We start from the raw sequence: 19,192 nt of genomic DNA on the forward strand, positions 1-19,192 counted from the left end.
GGAAACGCCGAGGTCCGGCACCCCGCGGAGGGATGCCGGACCTCGGTACGCGCTACCGCTACGCCGGGACGCTCGCCACGCCCTGGGCCAGGAAACGCTTGCCGTTGACGCGCTCGGAGACGCCCTCGCGGTCCAGGTACGGCGTGATGCCGCCCAGGTGGAAGGGCCAGCCGGCGCCGGTGATCAGGCAGAGGTCGATGTCCTGCGCCTCGGCGACGACACCCTCCTCCAGCATGAGGCCGATCTCCTGCGCCACCGCGTCGAGGACGCGGTCGCGGACCTGCTGCTCGGTGAGGACGGTGTCGCCCTGCTTGAGCAGCGCGGCGACCTCGGGGTCGAGCTCCGGCTTGAAGCCGTTCTCCGGCTTGTAGACGTAGAAGCCGCGCTTGCCGGCCTCGACGACCGCCTTCAGGTTGGGGGAGACGGTGAAGCGCTCCGGGAAGGCGCGGTTCAGGGTCTCGGAGACGTGCAGGCCGATGGCCGGGCCCACGAGCTCCAGGAGGACCAGCGGGGACATCGGCAGGCCCAGCGGCTCGACCGCCTTCTCCGCCGTCTCCACCGGGGTGCCCTCGTCGATGACGTTCTGGATCTCGCCCATGAAGCGGGTCAGGATGCGGTTCACGACGAACGCCGGGGCGTCCTTGGTGAGGACCGCGGTCTTCTTCAGCTTCTTCGCCACGCCGAAGGCGGTGGCGAGGGAGGCGTCGTCGGTCCGCTCGCCCTTGACGATCTCCAGGAGCGGCAGGACGGCGACCGGGTTGAAGAAGTGGAAGCCGACCACGCGCTCCGGGTGCTGGAGCTTGGAGGCCATCTCGGAGACCGAGAGCGAGGAGGTGTTGGTGGCGAGGATCGCGTGCGCCGGGGCGACCGCCTCGACCTCCGCGAACACCTTCTGCTTGACGGACATCTCCTCGAACACGGCCTCGATGATGAAGTCCGCGTCCGCGAAGCCCTCGGCCTTGTCGAGGACACCGGAGACCAGGCCCTTGAGACGGTTGGCCTTGTCCTGGTTGACGCGGCCCTTGCCGAGCAGCTTGTCGATCTCGCCGTGGACGTAGCCCACGCCCTTGTCGACGCGCTCCTGGTCGATGTCGGTCAGGACGACCGGCACCTCCAGGCGGCGCAGGAAGAGCAGGGCGAGCTGCGAGGCCATCAGACCGGCGCCGACGACGCCGACCTTGGTGACCGGGCGCGCCAGGGACTTGTCCGGGGCGCCGGCGGGGCGCTTGCCGCGCTTCTGCACCAGGTTGAAGGCGTAGATGCCGGAGCGGAGCTCGCCGCCCATGATCAGGTCCGCGAGGGCCTGGTCCTCGGCGTCGAAGCCCTTCTGGAGGTCGCCGTCCTTGGCGGCCTCGATGATGTCGAGGGCGCGGTAGGCGGCCGGGGCGGCGCCGTGCACCTTGGAGTCGGCGACCGCGCGGCCCTTGGCGACGGCGGCGTCCCAGCCCTCGCCCCGGTCGATCTCCGGGCGCTCGACGGTGACGGTGCCGTTGAGGACACCGGCGGTCCAGATGAGCGACTGCTCCAGGAAGTCGGCGCCCTCGAAGATCGCGTCGGCGATGCCGAGCTCGAAGACCTGCTTGCCCTTGAGCTGGCGGTTCTGGTTGAGCGAGTTCTCGATGATGACCTGGACGGCCTTCTCGGCGCCGATCAGGTTCGGGAGGATCGCGCAGCCGCCCCAGCCGGGCACCAGGCCGAGGAAGACCTCGGGGAGCGAGAAGGCCGGCAGGGCCTTCGACACGGTGCGGTAGGTGCAGTGCAGACCGACCTCGACGCCGCCGCCCATGGCCGCGCCGTTGTAGTACGCGAAGGTCGGCACGGCGAGCGCGGAGAGCCGCTTGAAGACGTCGTGGCCGCCCTTGCCGATGGCGAGCGCCTCGTCGTGGTTCTTCAGCAGCTCGACGCCCTTGAGGTCGGCGCCGACGGCGAAGATGAAGGGCTTGCCGGTGATGCCGGCGGCGACGATCTCACCGTTCGCGGCCTCGGCCTCGACCTGGTCGAGGGCCGTGTTCAGGTTGGCCAGCGACTGGGGACCGAAGGTGGTCGGCTTGGTGTGGTCGAAGCCGTTGTCCAGCGTGATCAGCGCGAAGCGGCCGGCCCCGAAGGGCAGCTCGAAGTGACGCACGTGGGCCGAGGTGACGACCTCGTCCGGGAAGAGCGCGGCGGCGCCCTTCAGAAGCTCGGCGGTGGTGCTCACTTGCCCTCCCAGTGGGGGTTCTCCCAGATGACCGTCGCGCCCATGCCGAAGCCGACGCACATGGTGGTGAGGCCGTAACGGACCTCGGGCTGCTCCTCGAACTGGCGGGCCAGCTGCGTCATCAGACGGACGCCGGAGGAGGCCAGCGGGTGACCGAAGGCGATCGCGCCGCCGTACTGGTTGACGCGCGCGTCGTCGTCGGCGATGCCGTAGTGGTCGAGGAAGGCGAGGACCTGGACGGCGAACGCCTCGTTGATCTCGAACAGGTTGATGTCGTCGATCGTCAGGCCGGCCTTGGCCAGGGCCTTCTCGGTCGCCGGGATCGGGCCGTAGCCCATGACCTCCGGCTCGACGCCGGCGAAGGCGTACGAGACGAGGCGCATCTTGACCGGGAGGCCGTTCTCGCGGGCGAACTCCTCGGAGGCGATGATCGAGGCGGTGGCGCCGTCGTTCAGGCCGGCCGCGTTGCCTGCGGTGACGTTGCCGTGGACGCGGAAGGGCGTCTTCAGGTTGGCGAGCGACTCCAGTGTGGTGCCCGGGCGCATCGGCTCGTCGGCGGTGACCAGGCCCCAGCCGGTCTCGCCGGCGGCGGCGTCGGTGCGGCGCACCGAGATCGGCACCAGGTCCTGCTGGATCTTGCCGTCGGCGTACGCCTTGGCGGCCTTCTCCTGCGAGCGCACGGCGTACTCGTCGGCGCGCCGCTTGGTGATGTGCGGGTAGCGGTCGTGCAGGTTCTCGGCGGTCATGCCCATGAAGAGGGCGGACTCGTCGACCAGCTTCTCGCTGACGAACCGCGGGTTCGGGTCCACGCCCTCGCCCATGGGGTGGCGGCCCATGTGCTCGACGCCACCGGCGATGACGGCGTCGTACGCGCCGAAGGCGATCGAACCGGCGACGCTCGTCACGGCCGTGAGCGCACCGGCGCACATGCGGTCGATCGAGTAGCCGGGCACGGACTGCGGCAGCCCCGCGAGGATGCCGGCGGTGCGGCCGAGGGTGAGGCCCTGGTCGCCGATCTGGGTCGTGGCGGCGATCGCGACCTCGTCGATCTTCGCCGGGTCGAGGGCCGGGTTGCGGCGCAGCAGCTCCCGGATGGCCTTCACGACGAGGTCGTCGGCGCGGGTCTCGTGGTAGATGCCCTTCGGGCCCGCCTTGCCGAACGGGGTGCGGACGCCGTCGACGAAGACGACGTCCCTGACGGTACGAGGCACGATGGCTCTCCTCCAGGTGCGGGACGGCACTGCTGCGGCGCACCACTAAGCGTGCGCTTGCTTCCCCCCATGCTACTTGCGGGTAACCAAGCTGCCCACCCCCTGGGGGCCAAGCGGTGAAGGTCACACCCGGGAGGACGGGAGAGCCCCCGGCACCGAGGGGGTGCCGGGGGCTTCGACGTGCGGAGCGGGACACCGGGTCACGCCCCCGCCGACAGCGCCTCCACCAGGAGGGGGGTCACCACGCCGACCTGCCAGCGGCGGGCGCCGTGGGCGGTGAGGGCGGCCGCGACGGTGTCCCGGTCCGTGCGCGCCGGGGGCTCCCAGCAGACGCGGCGGATGGTGTCCGGCGTGATCAGGTTCTCCTGCGGCAGGTTCAGCTCCTCGGCGAGGGCCGTGACCCCGGCGCGGGCGGCGGCGAGCCGCGCGGCGGCCGCCGGGTCCTTGTCCGCCCAGGCGCGCGGCGGCGGAGGGCCGGCCGGCTGCTGACCCGGCTGCGGGAGCTCGCTCTCGGGGAGGGCCCGGGCGCGGTCGACGGCGGCCTGCCACTGCTCCAGCTGGCGTCGGCCCATGCGGTGCCCGAATCCGGGCAGGGCGGTCAGCGCGGCCACGTTCACCGGGACGGCGAGGGCCGCCTCGACGATCGCCGCGTCGCTCAGCACCTTGCCGGGGGAGACGTCGCGCCGCTGGGCCACCCGGTCGCGGGCCGTCCACAGCTCCCGTACGACCGCCATCTGGCGGCGCCGGCGGACCTTGTGCATGCCGGAGGTGCGGCGCCAGGGGTCCTTGCGCGGCGGGGCCGGCGGGGCGGCGGCGATGGCCTCGAACTCCTCGTGGGCCCACTCCAGCTTCCCCTGCCGGTCCAGTTCCTTCTCCAGCGCGTCGCGCAGGTCGACCAGGAGCTCGACGTCGAGGGCGGCGTAGCGCAGCCAGGGTTCGGGGAGCGGGCGGGTGGACCAGTCGACCGCCGAGTGGCCCTTCTCCAGGGCGTAGCCGAGGACGGACTCGACCATGGCGCCGAGGCCGACGCGCGGGAAGCCCGCGAGCCGGCCGGCCAGCTCGGTGTCGAAGAGCGAGGAGGGGCGCATGCCTATGTCCCGCAGGCAGGGGAGGTCCTGGGTGGCGGCGTGCAGGATCCACTCGGTGCCGTCGAGGGCCTCGCCGAGCCCGGAGAGGTCGGGGCAGCCCACCGGGTCGATCAGCGCGGTGCCCGCGCCCTCGCGGCGGAGCTGCACCAGGTAGGCGCGCTGGCCGTAGCGGTAGCCGGAGGCCCGCTCGGCGTCGACGGCCACCGGCCCGCGCCCGGCGGCGAAGGCGGCGATCACCTCGGCGAGGGCCTCGCCGGTCGCGACGACCGGCGGGATGCCCTCGCGGGGCTCCAGCAACGGGATCGGAAGCCCATCAGCAGGGACGTTTTCGTCCGGGGGGCCGCCCCCGGTGGTGCGCGGTGCGGTGTCTGCCGCGGTCTCTTGGGCGTCGGTCACCTGTCAAGGGTATCCGCCGACGGCAAGCGCCTGCCGACGGAACGTTCCGTCGGCAGGCGCTGGTTTGCGTCAGGGCCGGGTCAGTGGATGATCCCGGTCCGCAGCGCGACGGCGACCATGCCGGCCCGGTCACCGGTGCCCAGCTTGCGGGCGATCCGGGCGAGGTGGCTCTTCACGGTGAGCGCCGAGAGCCCCATGGAGACGCCGATGGCCTTGTTGGACTGGCCCTCCGCGACGAGCCGGAGCACCTCGACCTCGCGGCCGGAGAGCTCGCGGTAGCCGCCCGGGTGGCTCGGGGCACCCGGGGGGCGGCGGTGGCCGAGCCGGGCGGCCGCGGCGCCGATGGGCGCGGCGCCGGGACGCGTCGGGTGGCCGATATTGGTCCGCGTGCCGGTGACGACGTAGCCCTTCACGCCGCCGGCGAGGGCGTTGCGCACCGCGCCGATGTCGTCGGCGGCCGAGAGGGCGAGGCCGTTGGGCCAGCCGGCGGCGCGGGTCTCGGACAGCAGGGTGAGGCCGCTGCCGTCGGGAAGGTGGACGTCGGCCACGCAGATGTCGCGCGGGTTGCCGACGCGGGGACGGGCCTCCGCGATGGACGACGCCTCGATCACGTCGCGTACGCCGAGCGCCCACAGGTGGCGGGTGACGGTGGAGCGGACGCGCGGGTCGGCCACGACGACCATGGCCGTCGGCTTGTTCGGGCGGTAGGCGACCAGGCTAGCGGGCTGCTCGAGCAGAACGGACACTCGGCCTCCTGGGGGAAGGGGCGGGACGGAGCCGGCTCGGGGAAGAAGCCGGGGGCGAACCCGTGCTCTGAAGGGGTCATTGACTCCTTCGGCAGCAGAGGCGTCCGCCTTTAGGGAAAGATCACGATTTAGTGAGTAACAATTAGGGCAATTCGGACGCGCGATCGATCATCCTACGAGCGGCCCCCGCTCCCTCACCCCCACGGGGGACGGCTGGGGGAGCCGCGAGAGGAACCCCCCGTGGGAACGCCGAAGGGGCCCCGAAGGGCCCCCTGGACATCCGTCCCGCCGCACACGCGTCCGAACCGCTCAGGCTCCCTGCGGCCCCCGCCGCTGGGGCAGCGAGACGACCCCCGCCCCCGACACCGTCCCCGCCGGGCCCGTCCCTCCCTGCGGCCCGGCCGGCCCCGGGGGATCGGCCGGGGCCGGCGGCAGGCCCGCGATCTGGCAGAGGAGGTCGGACCAGGCCGCCAGGTGCCCCGCCGTGTCCGGGACCCCGCCGAGTCCCTCCCGCGGCGTCCAGGACGCCCGGATCTCGATCTGGGTGGCCGGCCGCCGCTCCGCGAGCCCCCCGAAGTAGTGCGAGCCGGCCATCGTCACGGTCCCGCTCGCCTCCCCGTAGGCGAGCCCGCGCGCGTCGAGCGCCCCGGTCAGCCACGACCAGCACACCTCCGGCAGCAGCGGGTCCGCCGCCATCTCCGGCTCCAGCTCCGCCCGGACCAGCGTCACCAGGCGGAAGGTGCCCTTCCAGGCCTCGTGGCCCGCCGGGTCGTGCAGCAGCACGAGCCGGCCGTCCGCGAGGTCCTCCTCGCCGTCGACGACCGCCGCCTCCACCGCGTACGCGTACGGCGCGAGCCGCTGCGGCGGCCGGGTCGGCTCGACCTCCATCTCGGACCGCAGCCGCGCCGTCCGCAGGGCCTCGACCGCCCTCCGGAACGCCGGCGGCACCGGGGTCCCCGCCGTGTTCTCCGCCGTGTCGCCCGTCCCTCGAATGCCGTCGGAATGATCGGAAAAATGTCCCTGAGCCGCAGCCATGCGGGGAAGAGTAGGCGGAACGGGGCCGCCATGCGGGGAGGGACACCCGCCCGGCACGAGCGGCTTCCGGTCACATGCGAAGATTTGGGCGTGAGCGCCATGAACAGCCCGACGGGCCAGCAGTCGAAGCAGCAGTCGCGGACGTACGACTCCGCGTTCCTCAAGGCGTGCCGGCGCGAGCCCGTGCCGCACACCCCCGTCTGGTTCATGCGGCAGGCCGGGCGCTCCCTCCCCGAGTACCTGAAGGTCCGCGAGGGCATCCCCATGCTGGAGTCCTGCATGCGGCCCGAGCTGGTCAAGGAGATCACCCTCCAGCCCGTCCGCCGCCACCGGGTCGACGCGGCGATCTTCTTCAGCGACATCGTCGTCCCGCTCAAGGCCATCGGCGTCGACCTCGACATCAAGCCCGGCGTCGGCCCCGTCGTCGCCGAGCCGATCCGCACCCGCGCCGACCTCGACCGGCTGCGCGACCTCACCCCCGACGACGTCCACTACGTCACCGAGGCCATCGGCATGCTCACCGAGGAGCTCGGCGAGACCCCGCTCATCGGCTTCGCCGGCGCCCCCTTCACCCTCGCGAGCTACCTCGTCGAGGGCGGCCCGTCCCGCAACCACGAGCACACCAAGGCGCTCATGTACGGCGACCCGCAGCTCTGGGCCGACCTGCTCGACCGCCTCGCCGAGATCACCTCCGCCTTCCTCAAGGTGCAGATCGAGGCCGGCGCCTCCGCGATCCAGCTCTTCGACTCCTGGGTCGGCGCCCTCGCCCCCGCCGACTACCGCCGCTCGATCCTCCCGGCCTCCGCCAAGGTCTTCGACGCGGTCGCCGGCCACGGCGTCCCGCGCATCCACTTCGGCGTCGGCACCGGCGAGCTCCTCGGCCTCATGGGCGAGGCCGGCGCGGACGTCGTCGGCGTCGACTGGCGCGTCCCGCTCGACGAGGCCGCCCGCCGCGTCGGCCCGGGCAAGGCCCTCCAGGGCAACCTCGACCCGGCCGTCCTCTTCGCCTCCACCGACGTCGTGGAGGCGAAGACGGACGAGGTCCTGGCCGCCGCGGCGGGCCTGGAGGGACACGTCTTCAACCTGGGCCACGGCGTCATGCCGTCGATGGACCCCGACGCCCTCACCCGCCTCGTCGCCTACGTCCACGAGCGCACCGCCGTCTGACCCGACGGGCCGGCCGGTACGGCGGCGGGGTCAGCCCGCCGCCCGTACCGCCGCCACCGCCTTCCGGGCCGCGACCAGCACCGGGTCCCACACGGGGGAGAACGGCGGCGCGTACCCCAGGTCCAGCGCCGCCATCTGCTCCACCGTCATCCGGGCCGTCAGCGCCACCGCCGCGACGTCCACCCGCTTCGCCGCCCCCTCCCGGCCCACGATCTGCGTCCCGAGCAGCCGCCCGGTCCGCTTCTCGGCCAGCATCTTCACCGTCATCGGCGCCGCCCCCGGGTAGTACCCGGCTCGGCTCGTCGACTCCACGGTCACCGTCACGTACCGCAGCCCCACCGCGCGGGCGTCCTTCTCCCGCAGCCCGGTGCGGGCGATCTCCAGGTCGCAGACCTTCGACACCGCCGTCCCCACCACCCCGGGGAAGGTCGCGTAGTCGCCGCCCACGTTCGAACCGATGACCTGCCCCTGCTTGTTGGCGTGCGTCCCCAGCGGCACGTGCCGCTCCCGGCCCGACACCAGGTCCAGGACCTCCACGCAGTCCCCGCCCGCCCACACGTTCTCCTGCCCCCGCACCCGCATCGACAGGTCCGTCAGCAGGCCGCCGTGCGTGCCGAGCGGCAGCCCCGCCGCCTCCGCCAGCGAGGTCTCCGGCACGACGCCCGTCCCCAGGACCACCACGTCCGCCGGGTACTCGTCCGTGTCCGTGGCCACCGCCCGGACCCGCCCGTCGTCCCCGCTGAGGATCGCCGTCACGGCGGACCCCCCGACCGTACGGATCCCGAGCCCGTCCATCGCCGCGTGCACCAGCCGTCCCATGTCCGGGTCGAGCGTCGACATCGGCTGCTCGCCCCGGTTGAGGACCGTCACCTCGTAGCCCCGGTTGAGCAGTGCCTCGGCCACCTCCACGCCGATGTACCCGGCGCCGACGACCACCGCCCGCCGCCCCGCCGTCCCGGCCAGCGAGTCCAGCAGCGCCTGCCCGTCCTCCAGGGTCTGCACCCCGTGCACGCCCGCCGCGTCGATCCCGGGCACCGACGGCCGGGCCGGACGCGCCCCGGTCGCGACCACCAGCTTGTCGAAGCCCGTCCACGCCTCCGTACCGTCCGCCAGGTCCCTGGCCAGAACACGCTGCCCGGCCAGGTCGATCTCCGTCACCTCCGTCCGCGTCCGCAGATCGATCCCGCGCGCCCGGTGCTCCTCGGGGGAGCGGGCGATCAGCTCCTCCCGCCCGGACACGTCGCCGCCGACCCAGTAGGGGATGCCGCAGGCCGAGTACGAGGAGAACCGGCCCCGCTCGAAGGCCGTGATCTCCAGCTCCCCCGACCCCTTGAGCCTGCGCGCCTGCGAGGCCGCCGACATGCCCGCCGCGTCCCCGCCGATGATCACCAGTCGTTCGCTCATGCGCCCACGCTACGTGCCGCCTCGGGGCGGGGCGGCACGGCCGATTTGAGAGAGTGGTCCCATGAACGCGGACACCACGGGACCTCACGCCGGACCTCACGCCGTCGTCGTCGGCGGAGGCATCACCGGCCTCGCCGCCGCCCACCGGCTGCTCGCCGCCGGGGCGCGCGTCACCCTCCTGGAGGCCGGCGGCCGGCTCGGCGGCAAGCTGCTCGCCGGGGAGATCGCCGGCGCCCCCGTGGACCTCGGCGCCGAGTCCCTGCTCGCCCGCCGCCCCGAGGCCGTGGCCCTCGCCGAGGCCGTCGGCCTCGGCGACCGGCTCCGGCCACCGGCCAGCACCACCGCCTCCGTCTGGTCCAGGGACCGGCTCGTCCCCATGCCGAAGGGCCACGTCATGGGCGTCCCCGGCGACGCGGACGCCGTCGCCGGGCTCCTCTCCGAGGAGGCGCTCCGCCGGATCGACCGGGACCGGGAACTGCCCCCCACCGAGATCGGCGAGGACATCGCCATCGGCGCGTACGTCGCCGAGCGCATGGGCCGCGAGGTCGTCGACCGGCTCGTCGAGCCCCTCCTCGGCGGCGTGTACGCCGGGGACGCCTACCGCATCTCGATGAAGGCCGCCGTCCCCGCGCTCTTCGAGGCCGCCCGCCGCCACCCGAGCCTCACCGCCGCCGTCCGCGCCGTCCAGGCCGCCGGCAGTGCCGTCCCCGCCGACGTCGCGGGCGCCGCCACCGGCCTCGGCGGGTCCGTCTTCGCCGGCGTCTCCGGCGGCGTCGGCACCCTCCCGGGGGCCGTCGCGGACGCCGTCCGCGCGGCCGGCGGCACGATCCTCACCGGCACCCCGGCGACCGCCCTGCACCGGGCCGGCGCCACCCGCTGGCGGGTGGAGACCCCGGACCTGACCCTCGACGCGGACGCCGTCGTCCTCGCCGCCCCCGCGCCCGTCGCCGCCGGACTCCTCGGCGGCCACGCCCCCGGGGCCGCGGCGGTCCTCGACGCGATCGAGTACGCCTCCATGGCCCTGGTCACGCTCGCCTTCCGCCGCGCCGACGTCCCCGAGCTGCCCGGCTCCGGCTTCCTCGTGCCGCCCGTCGACGGCCACACCATCAAGGCCGCCACCTTCTCCAGCGGCAAGTGGGGCTGGGTCGGCGAGGCCGCCCCCGACCTCTTCCTGCTCCGCACCTCCGTCGGCCGGTACGGCGAGGAGTCCCAGCTCCACCGCGACGACGAGGACCTGGTCGCCGCCTCCCTCAAGGACCTCGCCGCCGCCACCGGCCTCGCCGCCCGGCCCGTCGCCACCACCGTGACCCGCTGGACCGCCGGCCTCCCGCAGTACCCGGTCGGCCACCTGGACCGGGTCGCCCGCGCCCGCGCCGCCCTCGCCGGCCTGCCCGGACTCCGCCTCGCGGGCGCCGCGTACGACGGCGTCGGCATCCCCGCCTGCGTCGCCTCCGCCCACCGCGCGGCCGACGCCCTCGCCGACGAGATCATCGCCACGCCGGAAACGGGGCACCCCGGTGCGGGGCACTCCTCGTGACGGGCGAGAATAGGCGTATGAGTGCGCCCGAAAAGATCCCGAACGCCGGTAAGAAGGCGAAGGACCTCAACGAGGTCATCCGCTACACCCTGTGGTCCGTGTTCAAGCTGCGCGACGTCCTGCCCGCCGACCGGAGCGGCTACGCCGACGAGGTCCAGGAGCTGTTCGACCGGCTCGGGGAGAAGGACATCACCATCCGGGGCACGTACGACCTCTCCGGTCTGCGCGCCGACGCCGACGTCATGATCTGGTGGCACGCGGAGACGAGCGACCAGCTCCAGGAGGCGTACAGCCTCTTCCGCCGCACGAAGCTCGGCCGCGCCCTGGAGCCGGTCTGGTCGAACATGGCGCTGCACCGCCCGGCCGAGTTCAACAAGTCGCACATCCCGGCCTTCCTGGCCGACGAGACCCCGCGCGACTACGTCTCGGTCTACCCCTTCGTCCGCTCCTACGACTGGTACCTGCTGCCGGACGAGGACCGCCGCCGGATGCTCGCCGACCACGGCAAGATGGCCCGCGGCTACCCGGACGTCCGCGCCAACACCGTCGCCTCCTTCTCGCTCGGCGACTACGAGTGGATCCTCGCCTTCGAGGCCGACGAGCTGCACCGCATCGTCGACCTCATGCGCCACCTGCGCGCCTCCGAGGCCCGGATGCACGTCCGTGAAGAGGTCCCCTTCTACACCGGCCGCCGCAAGAGCGTCGCGGACCTGGTGGCGGGCCTGGCCTGACGGCCGCCCCCGAACCCGGCGGCCCCCCGGCTCCCAGCCGGGGCGTCCGCCCCTCGACCCGGAAGATCAGACGGCCGCCACGCCATGGCCGGTCGCTCCAGCGACACCGGGTCCGGCACCGGGTGCGGCGCGCGCGAGCGCGCCGCACCGGCGTCTTCTCCCCCTCACCTACGAGGTCCCCAGCGCGGCCCGCAGCTCCGGCTCCAGGACCGCAGGCCCCCGGGTGGCGAGCGCGGTGAGCGGGTCCTCCGCCGAGAGCCCCGAGAGCAGCCCTCGGCCCGCGTGCGAGGCCCACGGGCCGTGCGGACACGACTCCACCCGCCCCATCAGCAGACAGAGCCCCGAGGTCGTCAGCGGCAGCGCGAACCCGGCCACCACCCGCGTCCGGTCCGCCTCCGGCACCAGCGGCACCGCCACCGCCCCGAGCGCGAGCGCCAGCAGGAACGCGCCCCGCACCGCCCGCAGCCCGGCCGCGACCTCCCGCCGCCCCTGCGCCGGCACCGCGAGCCCCCGCTCCACCAGCCCCTCCTCGATCCGTCGTAGGCACGCGGCGCCGGCGACCGCCGGACGGAGCTCCGTCACCGGCGCCTGCCCCCCGGGGCCGATCGCGCCGAGCACCGCCCGCTCCAGCTCGTCCCCGCCGTCCGACCCGTCCACGACCGTGGCCCAGCCGGTGTGCGCGAGCAGCAGCCGCCGGTCCCGGTGCATCGACACCAGCGTCAGTTCGGTGACCCGCCCGGGACCCCCGGCGAGGAACGCCGCCTCGCCCAGGGTCAGTTCACCGCCCCGGGCGGCCCCCGCGGCGGAGCCGCCGTCGGCGGCGATCGACGCCCGGCAGAGCCGGACGCAGGCGACGGCGGTCACGACGCCGGCGACGAGGAGCAGCGGTATCCACACCATGATCGTGTTGTACGCCAGGCTCCCCGGCCGCGCCACACGAACGGCTCAGCCGCTCGACCCGCAGGAGGAGCCGCCCCCGCACGACGAGGACGACGAGCCGCACGACGACGAGGAGGAACCGCAGGACGAGGAGGAGGAACCGCAGGACGAACCGCCCGACCCCGAGTCCGAGCCCCAGCCGTCCCCTCCGCCCGTCGCCGCGCCCGCGCACCACATCACCACGGCCGCGGCGGCCGTCGTGTCGGAGGGGTACGACGATCGAGTACGGCTCCGGCTCCCGCGCATCGACCCGTCGGGCCGGGCCGCGTCCCGCAGCCGCTCCCACAGGTCGCGGTCGGGCAGCGCCCGGATCCCGCCGAGGGCGACGGTGTTCACGCCCCCGTAGCCGTGGGCGCTCCGGTAGGCGGCGAGCGCCGCGAGTCCGGCCGTGCTCACCTGGCGCGTGTAGGTGGTGCCGCAGATCACGGCCGTGACGAGGCAGACGAAGAGGAGCGGCAGCAGCTTCACGAAGAACGGCACGGTCGGTCCGTCCACCGCGAACTCGGCGACGGTGGCCACGATGCCGACCGGGAACAGCAGGACGGAGCCGATGACGAGGCCGACGCACCAGCGGCGCAGGGTGCGGCGGGGGCCCGGCAGGCTCACCAGGCCCCGGGCGGCGAGGTCGTCGCCGAGCTCCTGCACCGCCGGGTGGGTCATCACCGCGAGGCGCAGGGCGCGCAGGGAGCCGCTGGGGGCGGCCGCGTGGCTGTCCAGGACCGCCCGCTCCACCGGGTCGTGGGCGACCCGGTGGACGACGGCGACGACCCCGGGGCCGCCGATGACGATCCGGCCGTCCAGGTGCATGGCGGCGAGCGCCGTGTCCGCGACGCGGCCGGGTCCGCCGGCGAGGAACGCGGCCTCGTGGACGTCCCGGAGCGGCCCGCTGGGACCGCCCCGGATGCGGCGGACCAGCACGAAGAGGCGGACGAGCACGGCGGCGGCGGCCAGGTGGAGCGCCAGGAGGAGCAGGTCCATGGTGGTCACCGCCCCCCGAACACGCGCCGCGCGAGCCGGCCCACGAGCCCGGAGGGCCGGCTCTCGGCCCGTTCGCGCCACCAGCGGGTCAGCTCCCGCCGCTCCGGCCGGTCCTCCAGGAGCAGCCGTTCGACGAAGTCGAGCGCGTCGCGCCGGTAACCGCCGGGCAGGGGGCGATCCTTGGCGTACGCGAGGAACGCGGGCCGGTAGCCGTCGCCGAGGATCTCCGGCAGTTCGGGCGCGATCCGCGCCACGACGGAGGCCCGCTTGGCGGCGAGCGCACGGCTCTGCACCCGCATCCGCCGGACGTCGAAGCCCTCGGGCACCGGAGTCCCCGCGACGAGCGCCGACAGCACCGCCGCCTGCGCCACGCCGACGCGCTGCCGCACGGAGTCGGTGACGTCCCCGGTGTCCCGCCGGTCGCCGGCCGGAGCAGGCGGCACGGCCTCGGTCGCGGGGCGGGCCAGGACGGCCAGGGCGCCCTCGGGGCGCGGCGTCGCGGGGCGGACCGGCTCGGGCTCCGGCGCGCTCGGCCGCACGGCCGGCATCGGGCCGCCCGAGACGCGGGCCCCGGCGCCGATGTGCAGCGGCTCGCCGCCCACCAGGGCACGCCCCGCCCGCAGGGCGGCGCCGCCGACGCCGTGGCGCCCGGCGAGCGGCCCGGACGCCGCCAGGGCGGAGTGGAGGCCGTCCACCGCGCCGCCGGCGCTGTGGACGCCCCCCGCGCCCTCGGCGGCGAAGAGGTCCGCCGGGCCGTGGGCGGCGTGGATGTCCCTGGGGTCCCCGAGGGCGAAGACGCCCTCCGCGCCGTCGGCGGCGAAGAGGTCCGCCGGGCCGTCGGCGGCGAAGACGTCCGCCGCGCTCTCGGCGGTGAGGACGTGTCCCGGGGCTCCGGTGGTGGTCGTCGGGTGGGCCGGGGGTCGGCGGGTCGCCGTCGTCACCGTCGCGCGGATCGTGGCGAGCTCCGCGGCGAGTTCCGCCGGGGGCGGGAAGTGGTCGTCCCGTTCCAGGAGGACGCCCGGCGGGGCGACCCGGCCGGCCAGGTCGGCGAGGATGTCCAGGACGGGGCGCGGGACCGGGTGGGCGTGGGTGTCGTGCCAGACGCCGTCCCGTTCGAGGCCGCCCGCCACGTGGACGTACGCGATGGCCTCGACCGGCAGCTCGGAGAGCGCCCGTGCCGGGTCCTCGCCGCGGTTGACGTGGTTGGTGTGGAGGTTGGCGACGTCGATGAGGAGCCGTACCCCCGTGCGCTCCACCAGCTCCGCCAGGAACCGGCCCTCCGTCAGCTCCTCGCCCGGCCAGGAGAACAGGGCGGCGATGTTCTCCAGGGCCAGCGGCACCGGCAGCGAGTCCTGCGCGATCCGCACGTTCTCGCAGAGCACGTCGAGGGCCTCCCGGGTGCGGGGGACGGGCAGCAGGTGCCCGGCCTCCAGCCGCGGGGTCGCGGTCAGCGGCCCCCCGGCCCGGACGAACGCGATGTGCTCGGTGACGAGCGGCGCCCCCAGTGCCTCCGCCTTCGCCGCGAGCGCGGCCAGCCGCTCCGGGTCCGGCCGGTCCGCCCCGCCGAGCCCCAGCGACACCCCGTGCGGCACCACCGTGACGCCCCGGGCCCGCAGCCGGGCCAGCGAGTCGGGCACGTGGTCGGCGCACACGTTCTCCGCGACGACCTCCACCCAGTCGACGCCGGACAGCTCCTCGACCGCGTCCGCGATCTCCGGTCGCCAGCCGATGCCCATGCCGAGTTCCGTCATGTCCCCCTCCTTCGGTCCTCAGTCACCGACGTGATGACCCCGGCGGAGCCGGTCGAACCCCGGGAGGGAGAGGTTCAGAGCTTCATTTGAGGTTCCCGGGCGCCACGGCCAGGACACCGGGGTACGCCGAAACCACGGTCGCGCTGCCCGGCGCGATCTCCGTGAAGCCCGCGTCCCTGACCACCGGCAGGCCGCTCGCGGCGAGCGCGGGCCACTCCTCCTCCGGCGCGGTGCGCACGGCCAGCGGGAAGCCCGCCTCCCGCCAGGCGGCGCGGGCGGCGTCGTCCAGTGCCCACCACAGCAGCTGGGCGCCGTGCCCGGCCTGGGCCATCGCCTTGCCGGCGGACATGTCGAGCCCCGGGTTCATCCACAGCACCGCCGCCCCCTCCGGCGCGGGTCCCGGCGCGGCCGGGTCGTCCAGGTCGGTGCCGGACACCTGGAGCTTGACCAGGTCCTTGGGCCAGCCGTCCAGGGGGACCGGCGGGAAGACGCGCACCTCCGCGGTCCCGCCGGTCACGGTGATGCCGGGCAGGGCCTCGGCGCGCCGCCACTCCGCGCCGCGCGCCCGCCGCACCACCTTGCGGATGCGGGCGTCCTCCCAGTCGGCGACGGCCGCCGCCCAGGCGCCGTCGCCGAGCGACCGCTCGTCGGTGAGGAGCCGGAGCACGGCGCGGGCCGCGGTCTCCAGGGCGTCGGTGCGGGCCGGGGGCGCGTCGCGCTCGATCCGTACCACCAGGGGCAGGACGAACTGCGGCTTCTCGTCGCGGGGATCGGTGTCGTTGCTGCTCACCCGGCAAGTCTGCCACCGGCCGCGGAGAGCCGGATCGGGCGGCCCCGGCGGGGCCGGGACCGGACGGGAGTGAGGCCGGAGCCGTACCGGAGTAGCCTCGGTTTCATGACCACGGAATCCGCCGCGTACTGCGCCCCCGAGCCCGCGCCCCGGCCGCCGAAGGCCGCCGAGGGGCCGTACGCGCGCTGCGTCCTGTGCCTGGAGCCGACCGAGTACGCGGAATCGGTCAAGGGGATCGTGCTCTGTCCGGTCTGCGAATGGCAGGAGGCCCAGCGCACCGCCTGCTCCGGCTGAGCCCCGCCCGGCCGGGCGCGGGGGCGGTTCAGCCCGCCCGCATCAGCTCCGACACCTTCACGAAGCGGTAGCCGCGCGCCCGGAGTTCGGGGACGACGCGGCGCAGTGCCCGCTCGGTCGCCGGGGCGGCGCTGCGGGTGCAGTGGAGGACGACCACGGAGCCGGGGCGGACGCCGGAGAGGACCTGTTCGGCCACCGCGTCGGGGTCCTTCGCGAAGGCGTCGCCGCCGACCACGTCCCATTGCACGGCGGTGACCCGGGCCGGGGCGAGGGCGTGCAGCGCGGTGTCGTCGTAGCAGCCGCCGGGGAAGCGGAAGTACGGCACGACGTTGACGGCTCCGGCGTCCCGGAAGGAGTCGAAGGCGCGCTGTACGTCGGCCGCCATGTCCGGCGCGGCGACCGTGGGCAGGCCGTAGCAGGGTTCGGCGAAGGCGTAGTGGCTGTAGGAGTGGTTGGCGATCTCGAAGCGGGGGTCGGTGCCGATCGAGCGGGCCTGGTCGGGGTACTCCTCCGCCCAGCGGCCCGTCATGAAGACCGTGGCGTCGACCTTCAGGCGGCGCAGCGTGGCGATGAGCTCCGGGTTGTCGAAGCGTTCGCCGCGCGCGGCCCGGGGGCCCTGGTCGGCGGTCATGTCGGCGTCGAAGGTGAGCGCGACGACCTTCTCGGCGCTCCGGCCGGTCCGCCGCTCGTACACGGGGGTACGGCCCCGGGGGCCGGCCGCGAGGGTGGGCGCGGCGGGCGCGGGCTTCGCGGCGGTCCGGGGCTGGGCGCCGGGGGCGGCGGTCGGCCTCGCCGGGGACGGGGCCGTGGTCGTCGGACCCGCCGCGGGGGTGCCGGCGTTTCCGCCGCAGCCGACCAGTACGGCGCCCAGCAGACCGAGCGCCGCCACTTTACGTACAGAAATGGTCACGAACGGAAGCTATCCGATCGGACTCGGAGGTCTGGGGTCGCACCCCCGGAGGGACGGCCTCCCGTCACCCGTCAGGCCCGCGTCCGGGCCCGGGGTCAGCGCCAGGGGCCGGTGACGGCGAAGGTGGTCCCGGGGGTGTAGCAGTTCACGTACATCGTCGAGTGGTCCGGGGAGAAGGTGACGCCCGCGAACTCCCCCCACTCCGGGGCGCCCGGCCCGCCCACGTCCTGTCGGTTCCGGGCCACCGCGTACACCTCGCCCCGCCGGTCCACGCCGAAGACGTGCTGCGCCCCGCCGCCGTCCTCGCAGACCATCAGACCGCCGGCGGGCGCCAGGCAGATGTTGTCGGGGGACTCGCCGGGGAGCCGGATGTCGGTGTCGGGGCCGAAGACCACGGAGAGGGTGAGGTTCCGGGCGGCGGGATCGTACTTCCAGACCTGCCCGAAGTGGGTGGCGCCGGAGCCGTCGGAGGTGCGGGCGAAGGACGAGACGAAGTGGACGGCGCGGCCGCCCCAGTAGCAGCCCTCCAGCTTCTGCGCGTGGGTGATGCCGCCGCGCCCGAAGTCCTGGAAGCGGATGGGCGTGGAGGTGGCCTGCGGATCCGGCACGGGCACCCACTCCACGCCCTCGAAGACCGTCCCCGCCTCCCGCACCACCGACAGGTCGGGGACGCCCGGCACCCGCAGGGCCTCCAGGGTGCCGCCCGCGCGCAGGGAGCCGGGCCCGCCGAGCGGGCGTTCGGGCAGGAAGCGGTAGAAGAGGCCGAAGGGGCGTTCGAAGGCGTCCTCCGTCTCGTAGACGATCCCGGTGTACGGGTCGACGGCGACGGCCTCGTGGGCGAAGCGGCCGAGGGCGGTGAGCGGGACGGCGCCGCCGCGGTGCGGCTGGGCCGGGTCGACCTCGAAGACGAAGCCGTGGTCCTTCTCGTACCCCTTGGTCCCGGCCTTGTCCTCGGTCTCCTCGCAGGTCAGCCAGGTGTCCCAGGGGGTGGGGCCGCCCGAGCAGTTCACGGCGGTGCCGGCGATGCCGACGCGCTCGGCGCGGACCTCGCCGTCCGCGTCGAGGTCGAGGACGGTGCAGCCGCCCTTCCCGCCCCGGTCGTAGACCAGGCCCGGGGTGTGCGGGACCGGGTGGCGGGCCTCGGGGCGGTTCTCGTGGTTGCGGACGAGACGGACGCCGCCGCGCGCCCCCGCGAAGGCGCTCATGCCGTCGCAGTGGCTGGGAACCGGCCCCTCGCCGGAGCGGAGCGGCTCGCCCTCACGGGAGAGGACCCGGTAGGAGAAGCCGTCCGGGAGGTCGAGCAGACCGGCCGGGTCGGGGAGGAGGGGGCCGTAGCCGCCGCGCGGCGCCGCGGCGGCGGGAGCGCCGGAGAAGAGGTCGGCCAGGGCGCCGGTGAAGGCGATTCCGGCGACGGAGGCGCCGGTGCCGGCCAGGATCTGACGTCGCGACACTGCCATGAGGGGGCCTTCCCGCCGAACGAGGTGTGGACCCGCTTCATGTACCACGCAGCGGTGTGCGCGAAGCCATGACGCGGGTCCACGGCGCCTCGGATGGCGCAAAGCAGTCGCCCCGCCCGGGGCGACGGGCGTCAGGCCAGCTCGGCCGTCAGCGTGATCGTCGTGCCGGTCAGCGCCTGGCTGACCGGGCAGTTCTTCTTCGCCTCCTCGGCGAGGGACTGGAACTGGTCCGCGTCCAGACCGGGGACCTCGCCGCGCACGGTGAGGTGGATCCCGGTGATGCCCTCGCCCGGCTGGAAGGTGACGTCGGCCTTGGTCTCCAGGCGGGTGGGCGGGTTGCCCGCCTTCGCCAGGCCGTTCGAGAAGGCCATCGAGAAGCAGGAGGAGTGCGCGGCGGCGATGAGCTCCTCGGGGCTGGTCTTGCCGTTCGGCTCCTCGGCGCGGGCCGGCCAGGAGACGTCGTAGGAGCCGAGGCCGGAGGAGTCGAGGGAGACGACGCCGGAGCCCTTGAGGAGGTCGCCCTGCCAGACGGTGTGGGCGTGACGCACGGTGGCCATGGTG

17 protein-coding genes are annotated in these 19,192 nt (G+C 74.7%); 4 read left to right on the forward strand and 13 right to left on the reverse strand.

The window, feature by feature from the left end; all coding sequences use genetic code 11:
• Positions 1-58 precede the first annotated feature (58 nt).
• The 5 genes from ACFZCF_RS25270 to ACFZCF_RS25290 all read right to left on the reverse strand — a co-directional run bounded on the left by ACFZCF_RS25270 (position 59) and on the right by ACFZCF_RS25290 (position 6,673).
• Positions 59-2,197, reverse strand: coding sequence for a 3-hydroxyacyl-CoA dehydrogenase NAD-binding domain-containing protein (locus tag ACFZCF_RS25270; RefSeq protein ID WP_388448924.1), 2,139 nt, complete (start codon positions 2,195-2,197; stop codon positions 59-61).
• Positions 2,194-3,408, reverse strand: a complete 1,215-nt coding sequence (locus ACFZCF_RS25275; protein WP_388448922.1) for a thiolase family protein — start codon at positions 3,406-3,408, stop codon at positions 2,194-2,196. Before ACFZCF_RS25275 ends, ACFZCF_RS25270 begins: the two co-directional genes overlap by 4 nt.
• 200 nt (positions 3,409-3,608) lie before the next feature.
• Complete coding sequence (locus tag ACFZCF_RS25280; protein ID WP_391288957.1) at positions 3,609-4,892, reverse strand: HRDC domain-containing protein; 1,284 nt, start codon at positions 4,890-4,892, stop codon at positions 3,609-3,611.
• A gap of 80 nt (positions 4,893-4,972) precedes the next feature.
• Positions 4,973-5,638: a response regulator transcription factor gene (locus ACFZCF_RS25285; protein WP_015037008.1), complete on the reverse strand. Its 666-nt coding sequence runs from the start codon at positions 5,636-5,638 to the stop codon at positions 4,973-4,975.
• Positions 5,639-5,947: 309 nt separating this feature from the next.
• Positions 5,948-6,673 (reverse strand): DUF3000 domain-containing protein, encoded by a 726-nt coding sequence (locus ACFZCF_RS25290; protein WP_388448917.1) that lies wholly within the window; start codon positions 6,671-6,673, stop codon positions 5,948-5,950.
• Positions 6,674-6,763: 90 nt separating this feature from the next.
• On the opposite strand from ACFZCF_RS25290, the gene hemE reads away from it, so the two are divergent.
• Positions 6,764-7,840 (forward strand): uroporphyrinogen decarboxylase, encoded by a 1,077-nt coding sequence (gene hemE, locus ACFZCF_RS25295; protein ID WP_388448915.1) that lies wholly within the window; start codon positions 6,764-6,766, stop codon positions 7,838-7,840.
• Between the two features lie 30 nt (positions 7,841-7,870).
• Here hemE and ACFZCF_RS25300 read toward each other — a convergent pair whose 3' ends face one another.
• Positions 7,871-9,244, reverse strand: a complete 1,374-nt coding sequence (locus ACFZCF_RS25300; protein WP_391288962.1) for an FAD-dependent oxidoreductase — start codon at positions 9,242-9,244, stop codon at positions 7,871-7,873.
• 61 nt (positions 9,245-9,305) lie between these two features.
• Between ACFZCF_RS25300 and hemG the strand changes: the two genes are divergently transcribed.
• Positions 9,306-10,781 (forward strand): protoporphyrinogen oxidase, encoded by a 1,476-nt coding sequence (gene hemG / locus ACFZCF_RS25305; protein ID WP_391288964.1) that lies wholly within the window; start codon positions 9,306-9,308, stop codon positions 10,779-10,781.
• A 17-nt stretch (positions 10,782-10,798) separates the two neighbouring features.
• Positions 10,799-11,512, forward strand: coding sequence for a hydrogen peroxide-dependent heme synthase (gene hemQ / locus ACFZCF_RS25310; protein ID WP_391288966.1), 714 nt, complete (start codon positions 10,799-10,801; stop codon positions 11,510-11,512).
• Between the two features lie 168 nt (positions 11,513-11,680).
• Here hemQ and ACFZCF_RS25315 read toward each other — a convergent pair whose 3' ends face one another.
• The 4 genes from ACFZCF_RS25315 to ACFZCF_RS25330 all read right to left on the reverse strand — a co-directional run bounded on the left by ACFZCF_RS25315 (position 11,681) and on the right by ACFZCF_RS25330 (position 15,970).
• Positions 11,681-12,412: a TIGR04222 domain-containing membrane protein gene (locus tag ACFZCF_RS25315; RefSeq protein WP_391288967.1), complete on the reverse strand. Its 732-nt coding sequence runs from the start codon at positions 12,410-12,412 to the stop codon at positions 11,681-11,683.
• Positions 12,413-12,457: 45 nt separating this feature from the next.
• Positions 12,458-13,429, reverse strand: coding sequence for a TIGR04222 domain-containing membrane protein (locus ACFZCF_RS25320; RefSeq protein WP_391288969.1), 972 nt, complete (start codon positions 13,427-13,429; stop codon positions 12,458-12,460).
• A 5-nt stretch (positions 13,430-13,434) separates the two neighbouring features.
• On the reverse strand, positions 13,435-15,180 hold the full coding sequence (locus ACFZCF_RS25325; RefSeq protein ID WP_391288971.1) for a DUF692 family multinuclear iron-containing protein: 1,746 nt from the start codon (positions 15,178-15,180) through the stop codon (positions 13,435-13,437).
• An 82-nt stretch (positions 15,181-15,262) separates the two neighbouring features.
• On the reverse strand, positions 15,263-15,970 hold the full coding sequence (locus ACFZCF_RS25330; protein WP_388448900.1) for a peptidyl-tRNA hydrolase: 708 nt from the start codon (positions 15,968-15,970) through the stop codon (positions 15,263-15,265).
• A 105-nt stretch (positions 15,971-16,075) separates the two neighbouring features.
• Between ACFZCF_RS25330 and ACFZCF_RS25335 the strand changes: the two genes are divergently transcribed.
• Positions 16,076-16,264 carry a hypothetical protein gene (locus ACFZCF_RS25335; protein WP_169090038.1) on the forward strand — a complete coding sequence of 63 codons (189 nt, stop codon included), beginning with the start codon at positions 16,076-16,078 and terminating at the stop codon, positions 16,262-16,264.
• A 28-nt stretch (positions 16,265-16,292) separates the two neighbouring features.
• On the opposite strand, the gene ACFZCF_RS25340 is transcribed toward ACFZCF_RS25335, so the two are convergent.
• The 3 genes from ACFZCF_RS25340 to ACFZCF_RS25350 all read right to left on the reverse strand — a co-directional run bounded on the left by ACFZCF_RS25340 (position 16,293) and on the right by ACFZCF_RS25350 (position 19,188).
• Positions 16,293-17,174, reverse strand: a complete 882-nt coding sequence (locus ACFZCF_RS25340; protein WP_388448897.1) for a polysaccharide deacetylase family protein — start codon at positions 17,172-17,174, stop codon at positions 16,293-16,295.
• Between the two features lie 95 nt (positions 17,175-17,269).
• Entirely contained in the window at positions 17,270-18,631 is a 1,362-nt protein-coding gene (locus ACFZCF_RS25345) for an alkaline phosphatase PhoX (RefSeq protein WP_391288973.1), read from the reverse strand.
• Positions 18,632-18,762: 131 nt separating this feature from the next.
• The gene (locus ACFZCF_RS25350; protein ID WP_388448893.1) at positions 18,763-19,188 is read right to left on the reverse strand and encodes an OsmC family protein; all 426 of its coding nucleotides are present in this window, start codon (positions 19,186-19,188) and stop codon (positions 18,763-18,765) included.
• Between the last annotated feature and the right edge of the window lie 4 nt (positions 19,189-19,192).

Source organism: Streptomyces sp. NPDC007945, assembly GCF_042958885.1.
GTDB lineage: Bacteria > Actinomycetota > Actinomycetes > Streptomycetales > Streptomycetaceae > Streptomyces.